Consider the following 20,479-nt stretch of genomic DNA (forward strand, 5'->3'; position numbering starts at 1 on the left):
CCCCACCCAGCTCACACTGCAAGAGTGATCACCGGACGAGGCCCCCCTTCTCCCGAAGTTACGGGGGCATTTTGCCGAGTTCCTTAACCATAGTTATCTCGATCGCCTTAGTATTCTCTACCTGACCACCTGTGTCGGTTTGGGGTACGGGCCGTGTGAAAGCTCGCTAGAGGCTTTTCTCGGCAGCATAGGATCACTGAATTCGCCTCATTCGGCTATGCGTCACCTCTCAGGCTGTGTGAATGGCGGATTTGCCTACCATTCGCCCTACAGGCTTACACCAGTATTACCACTGACTGGCTCAGCTACCTTCCTGCGTCACCCCATCGCTTGGCTACTACCAGATCAGGTCCCATGCATCCACATCCAGGGCCCCCGAAGGGGCGTAAGGACGCTTCAGGATGGTTAGTATCACTGATTCACCAGGGGCGCGTTCACACGGGTACGGGAATATCAACCCGTTGTCCATCGGCTACGCCTGTCGGCCTCGTCTTAGGTCCCGACTCACCCTGGGCGGATTAACCTGGCCCAGGAACCCTTGGTCATTCGGCGGACGAGTTTCTCACTCGTCTTTCGCTACTCATGCCTGCATTCTCACTCGTGTGGCCTCCACGGCTGGGTCACCCCGCCGCTTCCATGGCCACACGACGCTCCCCTACCCATCCACACCACTGCCCAAGACTCCGCAGAATCAAGGGGGTGCATTGTGTGAATGCCGCAGCTTCGGTGGTGTACTTGAGCCCCGCTACATTGTCGGCGCAGGATCACTTGACCAGTGAGCTATTACGCACTCTTTCAAGGGTGGCTGCTTCTAAGCCAACCTCCTGGTTGTCTTCGCGACCCCACATCCTTTTCCACTTAGTACACGCTTAGGGACCTTAGCTGGCGATCTGGGCTGTTTCCCTCTCGACTACGAACCTTATCGCCCGCAGTCTCACTGCCGCGCTCTCACTCACCGGCATTCGGAGTTTGGCTGATTTCGGTAAGCTTGTGGGCCCCCTAGACCATCCAGTAGCTCTACCTCCGGTGAGAAACACGCGACGCTGCACCTAAATGCATTTCGGGGAGAACCAGCTATCACGGAGTTTGATTGGCCTTTCACCCCTACCCACAACTCATCCCCTCAGTTTTCAACCTAAGTGGGTTCGGTCCTCCACGACGTCTTACCGTCGCTTCAACCTGGCCATGGGTAGATCACTCCGCTTCGGGTCTAGAACATGCCACTACGGACGCCCTATTCGGACTCGCTTTCGCTACGGCTACCCCACACGGGTTAACCTCGCGACATGCCACTAACTCGCAGGCTCATTCTTCAAAAGGCACGCCATCACCCCCCACACCGAAGTGTGCAAAGGCTTTGACGGATTGTAAGCGCACGGTTTCAGGTACTATTTCACTCCCCTCCCGGGGTACTTTTCACCTTTCCCTCACGGTACTAGTCCGCTATCGGTCACCAGGGAGTATTCAGGCTTATCGGGTGGTCCCGACAGATTCACACCAGATTTCACGGGCCCGGTGCTACTTGGGTTTCCATCACGACAGTCATCATGTTTTCGTGTACGGGACTCTCACCCTCTACGACAGGCCGTTCCAGACCACTTCCACTAACACAATGATTTCTTACTGTCGGCCAACACGGCAGCATTGACAAGATGAACCCCACAACCCCACGAATGCAACACCTGCCGGCTATCACACATCCATGGTTTAGCCTCTTCCGCTTTCGCTCGCCACTACTCACGGAATCACTATTGTTTTCTCTTCCTGTGGGTACTGAGATGTTTCACTTCCCCACGTTCCCTCCACACACCCTATATATTCAGGTGCGGGTAACACGACATCACTCGTGCTGGGTTTCCCCATTCGGACATCCTCGGATCTCAGCTCGGTTGACAGCTCCCCGAGGCTTATCGCAGCCTCCTACGTCCTTCATCGGCTCCTGGTGCCAAGGCATCCACCGTACGCTCTTCATTACTTACAACAAAGATGCTCGCGTCCACTGTGCAGTTCTCAAACAACACACAACCAACCACCCGCGCAGACACCAGACCAGAAAAGCACACCCTCACGGGCACACCCTCCTGCGGTTTGACTGCAGTGCTTGTTTGTCGTCACTTTCCTGTAGAGGAAACACTCGCGTGTTCTCTCAGGACCCAACAGTATGTCGATATAACTCTTCTCCCACCGGCACTCGGGCCGGCAGCAGGCGAAAAGAATGTTTGTCAGTGTTCCACCCATGAGCGCCCGCAGCCCTACTGATGAGGACTAAACGGTCTCTGCCAGAACATCATCCACTGACTGTTCAGTGGTACACGTCTGGAGAATGCTCCTTAGAAAGGAGGTGATCCAGCCGCACCTTCCGGTACGGCTACCTTGTTACGACTTCGTCCCAATCGCCGATCCCACCTTCGACGGCTCCCTCCCACAAGGGGTTAGGCCACCGGCTTCGGGTGTTACCGACTTTCATGACGTGACGGGCGGTGTGTACAAGGCCCGGGAACGTATTCACCGCAGCGTTGCTGATCTGCGATTACTAGCGACTCCGACTTCACGGGGTCGAGTTGCAGACCCCGATCCGAACTGAGACCAGCTTTAAGGGATTCGCTCCACCTCACGGTCTCGCAGCCCTCTGTACTGGCCATTGTAGCATGTGTGAAGCCCTGGACATAAGGGGCATGATGACTTGACGTCGTCCCCACCTTCCTCCGAGTTGACCCCGGCAGTCTCTTACGAGTCCCCACCATTACGTGCTGGCAACATAAGACAAGGGTTGCGCTCGTTGCGGGACTTAACCCAACATCTCACGACACGAGCTGACGACAGCCATGCACCACCTGTATACCGACCACAAGGGGGGCCGTATCTCTACGGCTTTCCGGTATATGTCAAACCCAGGTAAGGTTCTTCGCGTTGCATCGAATTAATCCACATGCTCCGCCGCTTGTGCGGGCCCCCGTCAATTCCTTTGAGTTTTAGCCTTGCGGCCGTACTCCCCAGGCGGGGCGCTTAATGCGTTAGCTACGGCACAGATCCCGTGGAAGGAACCCACACCTAGCGCCCACCGTTTACGGCGTGGACTACCAGGGTATCTAATCCTGTTTGCTACCCACGCTTTCGTTCCTCAGCGTCAGTTACTGCCCAGAGACCCGCCTTCGCCACCGGTGTTCCTCCTGATATCTGCGCATTTCACCGCTACACCAGGAATTCCAGTCTCCCCTGCAGTACTCAAGTCTGCCCGTATCGCCTGCAGGCTCACAGTTGAGCTGTGAGTTTTCACAAACGACGCGACAAACCGCCTACGAACTCTTTACGCCCAGTAATTCCGGACAACGCTTGCACCCTACGTATTACCGCGGCTGCTGGCACGTAGTTAGCCGGTGCTTCTTCTGCAGGTACCGTCACTTTCGCTTCGTCCCTGCTGAAAGAGGTTTACAACCCGAAGGCCGTCATCCCTCACGCGGCGTCGCTGCATCAGGCTTTCGCCCATTGTGCAATATTCCCCACTGCTGCCTCCCGTAGGAGTCTGGGCCGTGTCTCAGTCCCAGTGTGGCCGGTCACCCTCTCAGGTCGGCTACCCGTCGTCGCCTTGGTAGGCCATTACCCCACCAACAAGCTGATAGGCCGCGGGCCCATCCTGCACCAGTAAACCTTTCCACCCTCAGCCATGCAGCCGAAGGTCATATCCGGTATTAGACCCAGTTTCCCAGGCTTATCCCGAAGTGCAGGGCAGATCACCCACGTGTTACTCACCCGTTCGCCGCTCGTGTACCCCGAAGGGCCTTACCGCTCGACTTGCATGTGTTAAGCACGCCGCCAGCGTTCGTCCTGAGCCAGGATCAAACTCTCCGTTGAAGACTCTAGATTTCACGGGCGAACCCGCTAATCAGTCATAGACATCGAGTCAAATCACTAGCGATCAAAAACTCAAACTAGCTAATCAAACACTGACCCCCCTCCGACGGAAGAAGGAAAAGAGCCAGCAAATACCCACACCACCACTCACAACCACACCACAAGGCCCAGTTGATCATCCGTGATGCGGAGTACCAAAAACATTTGGCACTGACATTCATCGACACACTGTTGAGTTCTCAAAGAACACGCACACACCATCACCACTGACACACTCGCCAGCCGCTCCGGGGCAACCGTTCCAACTTATCTCCTGCCGCGTCCCGGCGCAAACCGGGGCGATCAGCACATCTCGAAAGCATCGAACCAAGTTCGGTATTCTCGGGAAGTTCAGGCGCCTGCGTCCGACCTCGTGTCCCCGGCCTCTCGGTCGGGGTTGGTGTCCGTGTCGCTCTGACCTGGAATAAGTTACGCGACGGGAAACGGAGCGTCAAATCCCCAGGTCACAGGCATCCGCTATGTAAAATCCGCTGGTGGCCCGCGCTGCGCGCGGGCCACCGGACCGGAATTCGCCGAATTACGCCGGTGTGACCCGCCGCACGCTAATTCGACCGCACCTTGATGCCGGCGAAGTTGCGCTTTCCACGGCGAACCACGAGCCACGTTCCGTGCAGCAGATCGGTCGGTGCGGGCGTCCAGTCCTCACTCGCGATCTTCTGATTGTTCACCGAAGCCCCGCCTTCCTTCACGGTACGGCGGGCCGCACCCTTGCTCTCGCACAATCCGCTGAGAACCAGAAGGTCGACGATGCCGGCGGGCTCCCCCGGCGCGAGTTCCGCGACGGACGCCTCCCGAAGGGCGGCACCGAGCGTCGGCTCGTCGAGGTCCTGCAGTTCCGCGCGACCGAACAGTGCCTGACTCGCGAGCTCCACGGCGCGAGTGTTGGCTTCGCCGTGCACGAGCGTCGTCATCTCGGCCGCAAGCCTGCGCTGCGCCTCGCGCGCATGCGGCCGCTCGGCCGTCGCCGTCTCCAGTTCCGCCAACTCCTCGGCCGTGAGGAAGGTGAACCACCGCAGGTACTTGATCACGTCGGCGTCGCCGGTGTTCACGAAGTACTGGTACCACGCGTAGGGGCTCGTCATCTCCGGGTCGAGCCACAGGCTCCCGCCTCCGGTCGACTTCCCGAACTTCTTGCCGTCCGCCGACGTGACGAGCGGGACGGTCAGACCGTGGACCGACTCGGCGTCGATGCGTCGGTTCAGCTCGACGCCGGCGATGATGTTGCCCCACTGGTCGGATCCGCCGACCTGCAACGAGCAGCCGTGACTGCGACGCAGGTGCAGGTAGTCGTTGGCCTGGAGCAGCATGTAGCTGAATTCGGTGTAGGACATGCCGTCGGATTCGAGGCGCCGCTTCACGGTGTCTCGCGCGAGCATCACGTTGACGGAGAAGTGCTTGCCCACGTCGCGCAGGAAGTCGATGGCCGACAGCTTGCCGGTCCAGGTCATGTTGTTCTCGATGATCGCGCCGCTCGGCGAGTCGTCGAAGTCGACGAAGCGTTCGAGCTGACCCCGGATCCGATCTGCCCATTCCGCCACGGTGTCGGCGGAGTTCATCGTCCGCTCACCGACGTCGCGAGGATCGCCGATCAGACCGGTCGCTCCGCCGGCCAACACGATGGGGCGGTTGCCCGCGCGCTGGAATCGCTTCAGCGCGAGCAGGGGCACGAGGTGGCCGGCGTGCAAACTCGGTCCGGTCGGATCGAAACCGGCATAGAGCGTGACCGGTCCGGCGTCGAGATCACGGCGCAACGCGTCCAGATCGGTTGATTGGGCGATGAGCCCGCGCCAGGTCAGTTCATCGATGATGTTCTCAGTCACGGGTCCGATCATCCCATCTGCTCGTCGGCGGGCATCGCACGCGGGCTTCTCCGGTATACGGACACGGACGGCGACTCCGGAATCCAGAAGCGCCACGGCCGGTCGGCGGCCGTGCTGACGCCGACCCGGGGGCCACTCACCCAGCCGTCCGACTCCGCGATCTCCAGTCGAACCGGCGAATCGGCCTCGAACAGGGCCGCACCGTTCTCCGCGAGGGTCACGCCGGTCGCGGACCCCAGGTTGCCGGGACCGCGCGCCCACTCCGCAGGTCGCGTGACGCGGGGGCGGCGCGCCTGAACCGTCGCGCAACCGTCGAGCACTTCGCCCGCCCGGAGAAGCACCCCGCCCGCGGTCCCGACAGGCCCGTAAGACACGTTCATGCAGAAGTGCATCCCGTAACTGCGGTAGACGTACAGGTGCCCGGCCGGACCGAACATCACCTCGTTGCGCGGCGTCCTCCCCCGGTACGAATGCGATGCCGGGTCGGGCCACGGGCCGTCCTTCTCCCCGCCGTACGCCTCCACTTCGACGACGCGGATGCGGACGTCACCGACGATCAGCGTGGATCCGAGGACGATTCGCGCGGCGTCGACGGGTTCCGCCCGGTCAAGTCGATCGATGGTCACGTCCCGATTCTCCACAACCGTTGACGTCGCCACCTCAACGGTCGCATAATTCATCAAGCAATGAATTCACCCCGTGATGAATTGAGGCCCGCCATGACCGGCAGCCCGGCGATCGACATCCGAGATCTGCATGTGCGAAGAGGCAAGAACGAAGTACTGCACGGCATCGACGTCCAGGTGCCGAGCGGATCCATCACCGGCCTCCTCGGACCCTCCGGCTGCGGAAAGACCACGCTGATGCGGTGCGTGGTCGGCACTCAGATCGTGGAATCGGGGACGGTCACGGTGCTGGGCTCCCCCGCGGGCTCGGTCTCGTTGCGGAGCCGCGTCGGGTACGTCACCCAGTCCCCCAGCGTGTATGCCGACCTCACGGTCAAGAAGAACGTCGCCTACTTCGCCGCGCTCTACGGTCAGCCGTCGAGCGCGGTGACCGAAGCCATCGACGCGGTGGGGCTGACACGCTTCGAGACCCAGAAGGCGGCGGATCTGTCGGGAGGACAGCTCGGACGGGTCAGCCTCGCCTGCGCCTTGGTGGCACGCCCCGAAATCCTCGTCCTCGACGAGCCGACCGTCGGCCTGGACCCACTCCTGCGCGTCGAACTGTGGGAACGGTTCGAAGCTCTCGCCGACGCCGGTACCACCCTGCTCGTGTCGAGCCACGTCATGGACGAGGCCGAACATTGCGCTTCACTGCTCCTCATGCGCGACGGCTACGTTCTCGCGCAGGTCTCCCCCAGCGAACTCCGGGAGCAGACCGGTGAGACGAGCCTCGAAGACGCCTTCCTGAACCTCATTCGCGCATCACATGTCGGGAGCGAGAACTGATGAACGTCACGATCTTCGCGGCCACTGCGGGCCGGATCCTCGCGCAACTGCGAACGGATCACCGCACCGTCGCCATGATTCTGGTGGTACCCAGCCTGCTGATGGTGTTGCTGTACTTCCTGTATCAGAACGTTCCGGCGCCACCCGGTCAGCTGTCGCTGTTCGAGCGCGTCGCGATCACGATGCTCGGCATCCTTCCGTTCGTCGTGATGTTCCTCGTCACGTCGATCGCGATGCAACGCGAACGGACGTCGGGAACACTCGAACGCCTTCTCGCGACCCCGATGGGCAAACTCGACCTGCTCGGCGGCTACGCGGCGGCGTTCTCCACGGCCGCCGCCGCTCAGGCGGCGCTGGCCTGCGTCGTCTCGTTCGGATTCCTCGGCCTCACCACCGAGGGCAGCGTGACGTGGGTGCTGCTGATCGCCGTGCTGAACGCGATACTCGGTGTCGCCCTCGGCCTACTGTGCAGCGCCTTCGCGCGGACCGAGTTCCAGGCGGTGCAGTTCATGCCGGTGGTCGTGGTTCCCCAGCTCTTTCTGTGCGGGCTGCTCGTTCCGCGAGATCAGCTCCCCACGTGGCTCGAGTGGATCAGCAACGTCCTCCCGCTGAGCTACGCGGTCGACGCGCTGCAGCAGGTCGCCACCCATCCCGGAGCGACGGGCGTCATGTGGAGAGATCTTGCTGTGGTCGCCGCCTTCGCGCTTCTCGCCCTGTCGCTGGGGGCCGCGACCCTGAGGCGTCGCACACCATGACCGGTCCCGCGACACGCGCAGACGCCACTCCCGGTCTGCGCACGGGACGACGCCCGGGCAACCCGGACACACGGTCACGAATCCTGGCGACTGCACGGAAACTGTTTGCACAGAACGGCTTCGACAAGACCAGTGTCCGCTCCGTGGCAACCGGGGCGGGCGTCGACTCCGCCCTGATCCACCACTACTTCGGAACCAAGCGGGAACTGTTCCTCGCCTCGGTGGACATTCCCGTGGATCCGACGCAGGTAATCGCTCCGGTGCTCGACATCCCGACGGGCGAGGTCGGCAGTCACCTCGCCCGGGCCGTCTTCTCCGTCTGGGAGTCGCCGCACAAGCCCGCCGTGGTCGCGGCGTTCCGGTCCGCGATGGCGGGAAACGAACCCAACCTGATTCGTACGTTCCTGCTGGAGGTCGTGCTCCGCGACCTCGGACCGCGGGTCGACGAACCGCCCGGAACCGGGATGCTGCGCATGCAGCTGGTGGCATCGCAAATGGCCGGGGTTCTGGTGACGCGGTACATCCTCGAATTCGAGCCGCTCGCGTCGCTGCCCGTCGACGACCTGGTCGCGATCGTCGGACCGACGTTGCAGCGCTACCTCACCGGCGCCCTGCCGGTGTGATCAGGCCTCGCCGGCGACCCGGGCGAGCAGCGTCTCGTGCTCGTCCGCGCCGACGTCCCGGGCCTCGTCGATGAGGAGGACGGGAATCCCGTTCTCGATGGGATACGCCCGCCGCAGGCGAGGGTTGTAGAGCAGTTCGTCGCCGACCAACAACAGAGGACCCTTGTCCTGTGGGCACGCGAGAATGCCGAGCAACGTCGGATCAATAACCACGGAAGTCCTCTCCAACCGTTCGGGTGAGCAGTGTCAGGTTACCGCGCACCGGCAGGCACACCGGCCGAGCCGTTCTGAAACTCCGCGGCCACCGCCTTGGTCAGTCGCTTGTACTGCTGCGATCCCGGATCGACGTACCACACACGGGTTCCCGGCTTGGGCAGTCCGGCGGCGCTCAGCGCCTCGGCATTCGGACGGTACGAGGACCCCAGCGGAATGTCGCCCACCACATGGATGATGTCGGGTCGCAGCGCGGGAGGAAGCACCTCGAAGGCGTCGGCGATCTCCGCCAGCCTCGGCACCCGCCCGTCGCGGAGGGTGAACGCGGCAACGGCCAGTGTCCGGCCGCCGACCTCCACCCCGTAGGCAACCGCGAGATCGACGCGATCGACGGACGCGAGCGCGTCGACGATCGGCTGGGTGTATACGGCCCCTCGCGGAGTCGCGATCACGGTCTTCCGGTGGTCGACCAGCCAGTAGTCCCCGTCCGCGTCGCGGCGGAAGAGGTTCTCCGTCGGAATCCAGGCGTCGCCCGCAGCGAAGATCCCCCGCATCGCGCCGCCGGATATCTCGGCGTGCACGCCCGCCCTGCCGAGGAGCAGACCGACCTCGTCGTCCTGGCATTCCCGGATGAACCCCTGCTCGTCCTCCAGCAGCCGGCCGGCGATCGGGTCGTAGGCCGCGAGCCGGACCTCCGCGCTTCCCGGGAGCGGGCGCCCCTTCGCCCCGACCTTCGCGCCGGCGACGTTCGCGAGAACGACGTCGCCCTCGGTGGACGCGTAGAACTCGAGGACCTTCGCCGGTGCGAACCGCTCCGTCGTGCGACGCCACAACCCCTGCGGCATTCCGGATCCGATGAAGAGCCGGACGGGGTGACTGCCGTCGAGTGCGAGGTTCTCGGCGTCGAGGATCTCGCGCATCATCGTCCACGTGTAGCTGACCACGGTCACCCCGTAGCGGTGGACTTCCTCGGCGAAACGTTCAGGATCGAGTCCGCGAGAGATCGCGATCCGGGATCCACCTGCCACGGCACCACCGATCGCGGCGAGCAGACTCGACGAATGATGCAGGGGGGCAAGGCAATACACGGTGTCGCCGCGGTCGAGATCGGCGGCCGAGGCCGTTCCGAACGCCGACAGCGCCCACCGGTAGTTGGTGATCTGCTTGGTCTCCCAGTGGCCGTTGGACTCACTGCAGATGATGAATGCCAGTTCGCGGGCCAGACCGGGATCGGGCCGGTACCAGCCCGGAAGCGTCACAGCGGCGGGGTCGATCTTCTCGAGATCCACGACGTTCGCCGACGGATCCACGTCGAGCTCGCGCTGGTCGCCGCCGCCCAGGACCAGGACCTGCGTGCCGGTCGCGATCGCCGCGTCGAGATTCTCCGGGTCGGTGACGATGCGCTCGACACCGTCGATGCGGATCGCGGTGTGGACCTCCCGGCCCGGGGGCAGCAAGACAGCCACCGCACCGAGACGGGACAGCGCCGCGATGGCGGCGAGCGCACTCGGGCGCGTCTGCATCACGACGCCGACGTGAGCGGCGGGACGGACACCGGCCTGGATCAGGCCGCGAACCACGTTGTCGATCCGCTGATTGACCGCCTCGTACGTGTGGACGCGATTGTCGAAGAGGAAGCACTCGCCGCCCGGCGCCTTCCGGCCCTGTTCGGCCAGCAACCGGCTGAGCGAGATCTGGGTGTGAGGCTGGATCTGACCGAGCCGGGCCAGCCGCGGCAGCGCCCGCGTGGCCTCGCCGGACAGTTCCACCGTTCCCCGCAGCGCCCCCGAAGCGAAATCGCTGATCCCCTTGCCGACACCGACACCGACCTCGGCGACCGACGCCACGGTGTGAATGATGCGGTCGCTGATGGAGACTCCGGATTCGCTGCCGAAATGTTCGTCGTAGCGCATGAGCTCGATATTGGTGGGCCGCGCCCCGAGCCCCTCGTTCCACAGCACCCACTTCCCGGTGGTGGGCCACGTGTGGGTCGCCGCGGCCGAACCGACAACGAGGCCGAAATGTCCTGCCCGCAACGTCGATTCGTACACATTCGCCCGCGGGGCGGCCCGGCGGATGCCGCGGACGGCCAACGGCTGGCCGATGTCGTCGACCTCCCCGACGAACGCGAGGATCGGGCAGGTCAACTCCGCGAGCGACACCACCTGGTCCTTGATCACGAACCCGCCGGTCATCATGCGGTTGTGCACGATGAACTGCTTGAGCAACTCCGCGACGGCCGGACCGGACCACGCCACCCAACCCTCGGTCGCGAGGAACCGTCGCTGCTGCTCCCGCGGCAACAGCGCTTCCCGGTCGTGCAACTGACGCAGGAAGTCGAGCCTCGACTTCAGCGTCTTGACGGGATCGAGGAGCTGAAAACCGGTGCGCGCCATCCACCCCGACACCGCGAGCCGATTGAAGACGTGGTCGGCGAGGAAGCCGGCAGCGTCGGCGGCGAACCCCGCGGGGATACCGAACGGCAGCCCGGCGAGTGTGTCGACCGGACTGCCGAACGTCACGAGTCCCGCGATGTTGCGACTGCGGCGGTACGCCGCAGCCTGGTAGGCGAACATGCCGCCCTGCGAGTATCCGGACAGATAGACGTCACGACCGGTGTGCGCCCGCACCTGGTCGATGATCTCGCTGATCGCGACGATGTGGTCGGCGAGAGTCCGATCCCACCCGCCCTCTTCGGAATCCGGCGATCCGAAGTCGACCACCCAGGGGTCGATTCCCATCGAGTGCAGGATGCCGACTGCGCCCTGATCCCGGGTCACGTCGTAGACGTCGGCCGACATCATCATCGGCGGGACCAGAACGATCGGGGGCCGGGCGTCGGCAGGGGCCGTGTCGGGGAAATACCTGCGGAGCCGATACATCGGTGCGCGTTCGACCACCTCGAACGGCGATGTGGTGAGGTCCGTCTCGAGCCCGCCGAGGCGAACTACCTCCAACCCGTTCTGCGCCGTCGCCACCACGCGACGGATCGGGCCCATCACCGTTTCGGTATTCAGTCCCACGAACACTCTCCCAGACTCTCGAACTGTGACGCACGTCTCACTGCCGCCCGCCCTCACCCTACTGCGCTCGACGCGTCACACTGCCCCTAATCCGGGGCGTCCGACGCCGGCGTCATCGACACCACTCACGCAGCGACTCGGACAGCTCACGGACCCCGCCCAGCTGTTCGGCCACACGGATACCGGCCGTACCGCCGCGGGCGTTACGCGAGGCGATCGAGCCCTCGACGGTGAGCACCTCCCGCACGTCCGGAGTGAGCGCCGGGTCGACCCCGGCGAGTTCTTCGTCGGTGAGATCCTCGAGTCCGACGCCCCGCGCCTCGGCAGCGCGGACGCACGCCCCCGCCGCCTCGTGCGCGACCCGGAACGGGACACCCTGACGAACGAGCCACTCGGCGATGTCGGTGGCAAGCGTGAATCCCGCCGGTGCCAGTTCCGCCATTCGGTCCGTGTGGAATTCGAGAGTGGAGACCAGTCCGGTGATCGCCGGGAGCAGCATTTCGAGCTGCGCCACCGAATCGAAGACCGGCTCCTTGTCCTCCTGCAGATCCCGGTTGTACGCGAGCGGCTGCGCCTTCAGGGTGGCCAGCAGACCGGTCAGGTTGCCGATCAGCCGACCGGACTTGCCGCGGGTGAGCTCGGACACGTCCGGGTTCTTCTTCTGCGGCATGATCGACGAACCGGTCGACCAGGCGTCGGCGAGTGTGATGTAGCCGAATTCCGGAGTGCTCCAGAGGATGACCTCCTCGGCCATCCGCGACAGGTCGACGCCGATCATCGCGAGCACGAACGCCGCCTCGGCCGCGAAGTCCCGCGACGACGTGGCGTCGATCGAGTTCTCGGCCGACGAATCGAAGGCGAGTTCCGCGGCGATCGCCTCGGGATCGAGTCCGAGTGACGAACCGGCCAGCGCTCCGGAACCGTACGGCGACACGGCCGCCCGCACGTCGAAGTCCTGCAGCCGCCGAACGTCACGAAGCAGCGGGTGCGTGTGCGCCAGCAGATGGTGCGCGAGCAACACCGGCTGCGCGGCCTGCAGGTGGGTCTTGCCCGGCATCACCGCGGCGGGGTGCGCGGCGGCCTGCGTCGCGAGTGCGTCGACGACGTCGAGCACACCCGCGGCCACGCGACGCACGGCGTCCCGCAGCCACATCCGGAACAGCGTCGCCACCTGGTCGTTGCGCGAACGCCCGGCGCGCAGGCGTCCCCCGACCTCGGGACCGACCCGATCGATCAGGCCGCGCTCGAGTGCCCCATGCACGTCCTCGTCGGATTCGCTCGGGACGAACTCGCCGCTCGCGACGTCGGCCGCGAGCCTGCCGAGACCGTCGAGCATCGCCGCCAGGTCTTCGTCACCGAGCAGGCCGGCCTTGTGCAGCACCCGGGCATGTGCCTGGGACGCACGCACGTCGTACGGGGCCAGCACCCAGTCGAAGTGGGTGGACTTGCTCAGCGCGGCCATGGCGGCGGCGGGTCCGGACTCGAACCGGCCGCCCCACAGGGCTCCTTCGTTGGTGCCGTGAGCACTCATACCTAGAGGCCCAGATCGCGCTTCGCCGCGACCTTCGAGGACAGTCCGTGGATCTGCACGAAGCCCTTGGCGTAGGACTGGTCGAACGTGTCGCCCTCGTCGTAGGTGGCCAGGTTGAAGTCGTACAGGGACTCGTTGCTGCGGCGGCCGTTGACGATGATCGCACCACCGTGCAGCACCAGCCGGATGTCGCCGGAGACGCGTTCCTGCGTCTTCTCGATGAACGTGTCCAGCGCGACCTTGAGCGGCGAGAACCAGAGGCCGTCGTACACCAGCTCGCTCCAGCGCTGCTCGGTCTGACGCTTGTAACGACCGAGCTCGCGTTCCTGCGTGACGTGCTCGAGTTCCTGGTGGGCGTTGATGAGGACCATGGCTCCGGGAGCCTCGTAGATCTCACGGCTCTTGATGCCCACGAGACGGTCCTCGACGACGTCGAGGCGGCCGACGCCCTGAGCACCGGCGCGGCGGTTGAGCTCCTGGATCGCTTCGAGGACGCTGACCGGCTTGCCGTCGATCGCGACGGGGCGGCCCGCCTCGAAGCTGACGATCAGCTCGTCCGGGGCCTGCCAGTTGACGGTCGGATCCTGCGTGTAGTCGTAGACGTCCTTGGTCGGCGCGTTCCACAGGTCCTCGAGGAACCCGGTCTCGACGGCGCGGCCCCACACGTTCTGGTCGATCGAGAACGGCGACTTCTTGGAGACGTTGATCGGGATCGCGTTCTCCTCGGCGAACGCGATCGCCTTCTCACGGGTCCACGCGTAGTCGCGCACCGGTGCGATCACGTCGAGGTCGGGAGCGAGCGATCCGAAGCCGACCTCGAACCGGACCTGGTCGTTGCCCTTGCCGGTGCAGCCGTGCGCGACCGTGGTGCCGCCGTAGGCACGCGCGGCCTCGACGAGGTGCTTGACGATCAGCGGGCGGCTGATGGCCGACACGAGCGGGTAGCGGTCCATGTAGAGGGCGTTGGCCTGGATGGTCGGCAGGCAGTATTCGTCGGCGAACTCGTCGCGCGCATCCACCACGACCGACTCGACCGCACCGCAGTCGAGTGCACGCTGACGCACGACCTCCATGTCCTCGCCGCCCTGGCCGAGATCGATGGCGACAGCAACAACTTCCTTGCCGGTCTCCTTGCCGATCCAGCTGATGGCGACTGAGGTGTCCAGCCCGCCCGAGTAGGCGAGTACGACGCGATCGGCCATGGTCCTTGTGCTCCTTAGGTTGAAGATCTGTAGAGATGATTCAGTTGTCAGGCGAGGGATTCGATCTTGGCCGCGAGTTCCGCCCCGCTCAGCGGCTCCCGTGCCACCACGAGAATGGTGTCATCCCCCGCGATGGTTCCCACGACGTCAGGTAATGATGCCCGATCGAGTGCACTCGCCAGATAGTGCGCTGCCCCCGGGGGAGTTCGCAGCACCGCCATGTTGCCACTGGCATCGGTCGATACCAGTAACTCCCCCAGCAACCGCGACAGCCGGTCGGTTCCCCCGGAGACGCCGCGGACGGGATTTCCGTCCTCGGGCACCACGTAGACCCCGGCGCCGCCGTCTGCGGCGCGAAGCTTCACGGCACCCAGTTCTTCGAGGTCTCGCGACAGCGTGGCCTGGGTGGCGTCGATGCCCTCGGCCGCGAGCAGCGCCGCGAGTTCGGTCTGGCTGCGGACCGGGTTGTTCGACAGGATCGCGACGATGCGCGCCTGCCGTCCCGCCCGTGTCGGTGCCGTCGCCGCGTTGGATGCACGCTGCGGCTGAGCCGCACCTGCACGCTGCGGAGGTGCCGCACTCACGGACGGTCCCCGGTTCGCTGCGCCAGCAGCCACACGAGCAGTGCCTTCTGCGCGTGCAGCCGATTCTCCGCCTCGTCCCAGACGACGCTCTGCGGTCCGTCGAGTACCTCGTCGGTGATCTCCTCCCCGCGGTGGGCAGGCAGGCAGTGCAGGACCACCGCGTCGGCGTCGGCCTTCGCGAGCAGCGCCTCGTTGATCTGGAAGGGGCGGAACGGACCGACCCGGTCGAGCCCGTCGTTCTCCTGGCCCATCGACGTCCAGGTATCGGTGACGAGTGCGTCCGCGCCGACGACCGCCGTCTGCGGGTCATCGGTGAGGGTGATGGTCGCGCCGGTCTCGGCGGCCCGCGCGCGGGCTGCCTCGACCACCCACGGCAGGGGTGCGAACCCTTCGGGGCCGGCGATGGTCACATCGACGCCTGCGGTCACGCCGCCCAGCATCAGCGAGTGCGCCATGTTGTTGGCGCCGTCGCCGAGGTAGGTGAGCTTCAGCCCCTTCAGCGAACCCTTCCGCTCCGCGAGGGTCTGCAGATCGGCCAGGACCTGGCACGGGTGGAACTCGTCGGACAGCGCGTTGACGATCGGGACGTCGGCGCCGGACGCCATCGCCTCGAGCCGCTTCTGCCCGAACGTGCGCCACACCACGGCGTCGACGTACCGCGACAGGACGCGGCCCGTGTCCTGCAACGTCTCCTCGCGGCCGAGCTGGGTGCTGCGCCCGTCGACGACGATCGCGTGACCGCCGAGCTGGGCGATGCCCATCTCGAACGAGAACCGGGTGCGCGTCGAATTCTTCTCGAAGATCACGCCGACCCCTCGGGGACCCTCCAGCGGACGCTCTGCGAAGGGGGCCTTCTTCAGCCTGGCGGCGAGCTCGAGGACCTCGGCCTGCTGTGCAGGGGTGAGGTCGTCGTCCCGGAGAAAGTGTTTCACCACGGTCGTCACTGCTTTCCCGGCTGATCGGCCGATTGCGCGTTGTCGAGAATCGCGGGCAGCGCCGCGACGAAACCTTCGGCCTGGTCGTCCGTGAGGACCAGGGGCGGAGCCAGCCGGACGACGCCCGGTTGCGCGGCATTGATCAGGTATCCGGCCTCGCGCGCGGAGTTCTCCACGGCGGGGGCCACGTCCTGGGTCAGGACGATGCCGAGCAGCAGGCCGGCGCCGCGGACGTGGTCGATCAACGGATGTCCGAGACCTTCGATGCCGGCCGAGAGCGACTTCCCGAGCGTGTCGGCGCGGGAGATGAGGTCGTCCTCGGCGATCGTCCGCAGCACGGCGAGCGCCGCCGACGCGCAGACGGGGTTCCCGCCGAACGTCGTGCCGTGCTTGCCCGGCCCGAACAGGTCCGCGGCCGCGCCGGTCGCGATGCACGCGCCGATCGGCATCCCGCCACCGAGACCCTTCGCGAGAGTCATGACGTCGGGCACGATCCCGACCGCCTGGTGTGCGTAGAACCAGCCCGTGCGGCCGATCCCGGTCTGCACTTCGTCGAGCACGAGCAGGGCGCCGCGATCGGCGGTGATCTGCCGTGCGCCCACGAGGTACCCCTCCGGCGGAACGACGACTCCGCCCTCGCCCATCATCGGCTCCAGGAACACGGCCGCGGTGTCGGCGTCGACGGCGCGATCGAGTGCGTCGAGATCGCCGTAGGGCACGTGCTCGACACCCGGGGGCATCGGCTCGAACGGAGCCCGCTTGGCGGCCTGGCCGGTGAGCGCGAGAGCACCCATCGTGCGGCCGTGGAAGGAGTTCTCCGCGGCGATGATCTTCGATCGTCCCGTGGCCCGCGCGAGCTTGAACGCCGCCTCGTTGGCCTCCGTGCCGGAATTGCACAGGAAGACACGGCCGGGCGCACCCAGATGGGAAAGCAGCTTCTCGGCCAGTTCGATCGCCGGCTCGCTGGCGTAGAAATTCGACACGTGCCCGAGGGTCGACAACTGCGTCGTGACCGCCTCGATGATCGCCGGGTGTGCGTGCCCGAGGATGTTGACGGCGATGCCGGCGAGGAAGTCGACGTACTCCTTGCCGTCGGCGTCGGTCAGCACCGCCCCCTGACCGCGCGCAAGTGCCACCCGGGGGACGCCGTACGTGTTCATCAGAGCGCCGGACCAGCGCTGCTGGAGTTCCGGGGTTCCGGTCATGAGGCAACTCCCTCGGTAGGTGAAGTCGGGCCGGGCGTGACCATCGTGCCGATGCCCTCGCCGGTGAACAGTTCGAGCAGAACGGAATGCGCGACACGGCCGTCGATGACGTGCGCGGTGGGCACACCACCGCGGACCGCGCGCAGGCAGGCCTCCATCTTGGGCACCATCCCCGCGTCGAGGCTGGGCAGCAGTTGCGCGAGCGCGTCCACGTCGATCTCGGTGGCCAGCGAATCGCGGTCCGGCCAGTTGGTGTACAGCCCTTCGACATCCGTGAGTACCACAAGCTTCTCGGCGCCGATGGCCTCGGCGAGCGCGGCGGCGGCGGTGTCCGCGTTGATGTTGTGCACCACACCGTCCGAGTCGGGGGCGATGGTGGACACCACGGGAATTCGGCCCGCACGGATCAGATCCAGGACGGCCTCCGGGTTCACGGTCGTGACGTCGCCGACGAGACCGATGTCGGTCGGCCTGCCCTCGACCATCACGGTGCGCTTGGTGGCGGTGAACAGGTGCGCGTCCTCGCCGGAGATGCCGACGGCGTACGGTCCGTGCGCGTTGATCAGTCCGACCAGTTCGCGGCCGACCTGACCGAACAGCACCATCCGGACGACGTCCATCACCTCGGGGGTGGTGACGCGGAAGCCGCCCTTGAATTCACCTGTCATGCCGAGCTTTCCGAGCATGGCATTGATCTGGGGGCCGCCGCCGTGCACGACGACCGGCTGAATTCCCACCGTCCGCAGGAACGCCATGTCGGCGGCGAACGCCGTCTTCAGCGCGTCGTCGACCATGGCGTTGCCGCCGTACTTCACGACGACGACCTTGTCGCGGAACTGCTGCAGCCACGGCAGAGCCTCCGCCAGGACGTGCGCCTTCTGGTGATCGGTGATGCCGCTGAGTGCCTCACTGGTCGCTGTCATGACGAATACGCCGAGTTCTCTTCGACATACGCGTGCGACAGGTCGGTGGTCCGGATGCTCACCGCGTGCTCGCCCAGACCGAGGTCGATGTCGAGGGAGATGTCGATGTCGCTCAGGTCCACGTCCCGCGCACCCGGTGCGCCGACACCGTCGATGCAGACGGGGGCGCCGTTGAACGACACCGAGATCTTGTCGGGGTCCAGTTCGATCGGCGCGATGCCGATCGCGGCGAGCACCCGGCCCCAGTTGGGGTCAGAGCCGAACAGCGCCGTCTTGACGAGGCTGTCCCGCGCGACCGTCCGGGCACCGATCAGGGCGTCGTCCTCGCTGACCGCGCCGCTGACCGTGACCCGCACCCGCTTGGTGACGCCCTCCGCGTCGGCCATCATCTGATCGGCCAGATCGTCGCAGACGGCCGTCACGGCCGCATTCAGTTCTTCTTGGGTCGGTGTCACGTTGCTCGCACCGGACGCGAGCAGCAGCACCGTGTCGTTGGTCGACGTGGCACCGTCGACGTCCAGCCGATCGAACGTCACCCGGGTGGCCGCCCGCAGCGCGGCGTCGAGTTGCGCGGCGGTCGCGACGGCGTCGGTCGTCACCACGCACAGCATCGTCGCCAGCGCGGGGGCCAGCATGCCTGCGCCTTTCGCCATTCCGCCCACGTTCCACTTGTCCGCATGGTGCAGGGCGGACTGCTTCGGCACCGTGTCGGTGGTCATGATCGCGTACGCGGCGTCGGTGCCACCCGAAATTCCCCCGGCGAGTTCGTGCACCGCCTCCGTGACCCCGGCCAGGACCTTGTCCATGGGCAGGCGGTCGCCGATCAGACCGGTGGAACACACCGCGACCTCGACGGCGCCGGTCTCTGTTCCCCAGTTGCTCAGCGCGGACGCCACTTCCTCGGCCGTCTTGTGCGCGTCCTGGAACCCGCCTGCACCCGTGCACGCGTTCGCCCCACCGGAATTGAGCACGACGGCGCGCAGCCTGCCCGTGGTGAGCACCTGCTGCGACCACAGGACGGGGGCAGCCTTCACCTTGTTCGCGGTGAAGACGCCGGCCGCTGCAAGCTCGGGTCCCTCGTTGACGACGAGAGCCAGGTCGGCGTTGCCGCTCGCCTTGATTCCCGCCTTGATCCCGGACGCGCGGAAGCCCGCGGGCCCCGACACTCCCTGGGTTCGCACCAGAGTGCCGCCGGCGACCGCCCGGGTCGGGTGCGGATCGATCGTGCTGTCACTGCTCACGGGGCAACTCCCACTGTCGAGAGACCGGCGGTCTCGGGTAGTCCAAGCGCAAGATTCATCGATTGCACCGCTCCCCCGGCGGTGCCCTTCGCAAGGTTGTCGATCACCGCGACCACGACGATCTGACCGGCGTCGGCGTCGACCGTCACCGCGATCTGGACCGCGTTCGATCCGACGACCGCACCGGTCTGCGGCAGCACGCCCCGGGGCAGGACGTGCACGAACGGCTCGTCCGCGTAAGCCTTTTCGTAGATCGCGCGCACCTCGTCCTCGGACGCCGTGGTGACCGCGGTGCACGTGGCGAGGATGCCGCGCGGCATCGGCGCCAGCACGGGGGTGAACGACACGGTGACGCGCTCACCGGCGAGTTCGGAGAGGTTCTGGATGATCTCCGGGGTGTGGCGGTGCACGCCGCCGACACCATAGGCACGAACCGAACCCATCACCTCGGAGCCCAGCAGATCGGCCTTGGGTGCGCGTCCGGCGCCGGAGGCACCGGTGACGGCGACGATCGTGACCCGCGGTTCGACGACACCCGCCGCGACCGCCGGAGCCATCGCCAGGCTCGACACCGTCGGGAAGCACCCGGGGACGGCGATTCGTGTGGCGCCGACGAGTTTCTCGCGGGCACCCGGGAGTTCCGGAAGTCCGTACGGCCAGCTACCTGCGTGCGGGCTCTTGTAGTACCGCTCCCAGTCCTCGGCGTTCGTCAACCGGAAGTCGGCGCCGCAGTCGATGATGACCGTGGACTCGGGCAGTTCCTTCGCGTATTGCGCCGAATTGCCGTGCGGCAGGCCGAGAAACACCACGTCGTGTCCGCCGAGCGTCTCGACGGTGGTGTCCTCGAGCACTCGGTCGGCGAGGGGAAGCAGGTGCGGATGGTGCGAGCCCAGAGTCGATCCGGCGTTGCCGCCGGCAGTGAGCGCGCCGATGACGAGCGAACCGTCCGCATACGACGGGTGCCCCAGCAGCAGACGCAGCACCTCGCCGCCGGCGTATCCGCTCGCGCCGGCGACGGCAATCCTGATCGGTTTTCCCGCGTGCTCAGTCATACGATTGAT

The 20,479-nt window shown here is 65.6% G+C and carries 15 protein-coding genes and 2 rRNA genes; 3 read left to right on the forward strand and 14 right to left on the reverse strand.

What is annotated here, in order from left to right; translation table 11 throughout:
• The 4 genes from ACFVJ3_RS13105 to ACFVJ3_RS13120 all read right to left on the reverse strand — a co-directional run.
• Positions 1-1,981: ribosomal RNA gene (locus ACFVJ3_RS13105) — 23S ribosomal RNA — on the reverse strand; the annotation flags it as partial.
• A gap of 353 nt (positions 1,982-2,334) precedes the next feature.
• A 16S ribosomal RNA gene (locus ACFVJ3_RS13110) occupies positions 2,335-3,852 on the reverse strand.
• 602 nt (positions 3,853-4,454) lie between these two features.
• A complete protein-coding gene (gene tyrS, locus ACFVJ3_RS13115; protein ID WP_378452440.1) occupies positions 4,455-5,732 on the reverse strand; it encodes a tyrosine--tRNA ligase in 1,278 nt (425 codons plus the stop codon).
• An 8-nt stretch (positions 5,733-5,740) separates the two neighbouring features.
• Positions 5,741-6,412, reverse strand: a complete 672-nt coding sequence (locus ACFVJ3_RS13120; protein ID WP_378452441.1) for a DNA-3-methyladenine glycosylase — start codon at positions 6,410-6,412, stop codon at positions 5,741-5,743.
• A gap of 39 nt (positions 6,413-6,451) precedes the next feature.
• On the opposite strand from ACFVJ3_RS13120, the gene ACFVJ3_RS13125 reads away from it, so the two are divergent.
• Genes ACFVJ3_RS13125 through ACFVJ3_RS13135 form a run of 3 tightly spaced genes read left to right on the forward strand, consistent with a single transcriptional unit; the run spans position 6,452 to position 8,561 of the window.
• Positions 6,452-7,183, forward strand: coding sequence for an ABC transporter ATP-binding protein (locus tag ACFVJ3_RS13125; RefSeq protein ID WP_378452442.1), 732 nt, complete (start codon positions 6,452-6,454; stop codon positions 7,181-7,183).
• Entirely contained in the window at positions 7,183-7,938 is a 756-nt protein-coding gene (locus ACFVJ3_RS13130; RefSeq protein WP_378452443.1) for an ABC transporter permease, read from the forward strand. Before ACFVJ3_RS13125 ends, ACFVJ3_RS13130 begins: the two co-directional genes overlap by 1 nt.
• The gene (locus ACFVJ3_RS13135) at positions 7,935-8,561 is read left to right on the forward strand and encodes a TetR family transcriptional regulator (RefSeq protein ID WP_378452444.1); all 627 of its coding nucleotides are present in this window, start codon (positions 7,935-7,937) and stop codon (positions 8,559-8,561) included. Before ACFVJ3_RS13130 ends, ACFVJ3_RS13135 begins: the two co-directional genes overlap by 4 nt.
• Here ACFVJ3_RS13135 and ACFVJ3_RS13140 read toward each other — a convergent pair whose 3' ends face one another.
• The 10 genes from ACFVJ3_RS13140 to argC all read right to left on the reverse strand — a co-directional run bounded on the left by ACFVJ3_RS13140 (position 8,562) and on the right by argC (position 20,470).
• Positions 8,562-8,774 (reverse strand): Trm112 family protein, encoded by a 213-nt coding sequence (locus ACFVJ3_RS13140; RefSeq protein ID WP_378452445.1) that lies wholly within the window; start codon positions 8,772-8,774, stop codon positions 8,562-8,564. It abuts the gene before it with no gap.
• Positions 8,775-8,812: 38 nt separating this feature from the next.
• Entirely contained in the window at positions 8,813-11,803 is a 2,991-nt protein-coding gene (locus tag ACFVJ3_RS13145) for an acyl-CoA synthetase (RefSeq protein WP_378452446.1), read from the reverse strand.
• 106 nt (positions 11,804-11,909) lie between these two features.
• On the reverse strand, positions 11,910-13,328 hold the full coding sequence (gene argH / locus ACFVJ3_RS13150) for an argininosuccinate lyase (RefSeq protein WP_378452447.1): 1,419 nt from the start codon (positions 13,326-13,328) through the stop codon (positions 11,910-11,912).
• 2 nt (positions 13,329-13,330) lie between these two features.
• Positions 13,331-14,530 carry an argininosuccinate synthase gene (locus tag ACFVJ3_RS13155; protein WP_378452448.1) on the reverse strand — a complete coding sequence of 400 codons (1,200 nt, stop codon included), beginning with the start codon at positions 14,528-14,530 and terminating at the stop codon, positions 13,331-13,333.
• 47 nt (positions 14,531-14,577) lie between these two features.
• The gene (locus ACFVJ3_RS13160; protein ID WP_378452449.1) at positions 14,578-15,114 is read right to left on the reverse strand and encodes an arginine repressor; all 537 of its coding nucleotides are present in this window, start codon (positions 15,112-15,114) and stop codon (positions 14,578-14,580) included.
• Positions 15,111-16,058: an ornithine carbamoyltransferase gene (gene argF, locus ACFVJ3_RS13165; RefSeq protein ID WP_378452450.1), complete on the reverse strand. Its 948-nt coding sequence runs from the start codon at positions 16,056-16,058 to the stop codon at positions 15,111-15,113. The genes ACFVJ3_RS13160 and argF overlap by 4 nt, the downstream gene beginning before the upstream one ends.
• Entirely contained in the window at positions 16,055-17,254 is a 1,200-nt protein-coding gene (locus ACFVJ3_RS13170) for an acetylornithine transaminase (protein ID WP_378452451.1), read from the reverse strand. Before ACFVJ3_RS13170 ends, argF begins: the two co-directional genes overlap by 4 nt.
• The gene (argB, locus tag ACFVJ3_RS13175; RefSeq protein WP_005247368.1) at positions 17,251-18,177 is read right to left on the reverse strand and encodes an acetylglutamate kinase; all 927 of its coding nucleotides are present in this window, start codon (positions 18,175-18,177) and stop codon (positions 17,251-17,253) included. The genes ACFVJ3_RS13170 and argB overlap by 4 nt, the downstream gene beginning before the upstream one ends.
• Positions 18,174-19,418 carry a bifunctional glutamate N-acetyltransferase/amino-acid acetyltransferase ArgJ gene (argJ, locus tag ACFVJ3_RS13180; protein ID WP_378452452.1) on the reverse strand — a complete coding sequence of 415 codons (1,245 nt, stop codon included), beginning with the start codon at positions 19,416-19,418 and terminating at the stop codon, positions 18,174-18,176. Before argJ ends, argB begins: the two co-directional genes overlap by 4 nt.
• The gene (argC, locus tag ACFVJ3_RS13185) at positions 19,415-20,470 is read right to left on the reverse strand and encodes an N-acetyl-gamma-glutamyl-phosphate reductase (protein ID WP_378452453.1); all 1,056 of its coding nucleotides are present in this window, start codon (positions 20,468-20,470) and stop codon (positions 19,415-19,417) included. The genes argJ and argC overlap by 4 nt, the downstream gene beginning before the upstream one ends.
• Between the last annotated feature and the right edge of the window lie 9 nt (positions 20,471-20,479).

The sequence above is a fragment of the Rhodococcus sp. NPDC127593 genome (assembly GCF_042671975.1).
Classification (GTDB): Bacteria; Actinomycetota; Actinomycetes; order Mycobacteriales; family Mycobacteriaceae; genus Rhodococcus_F.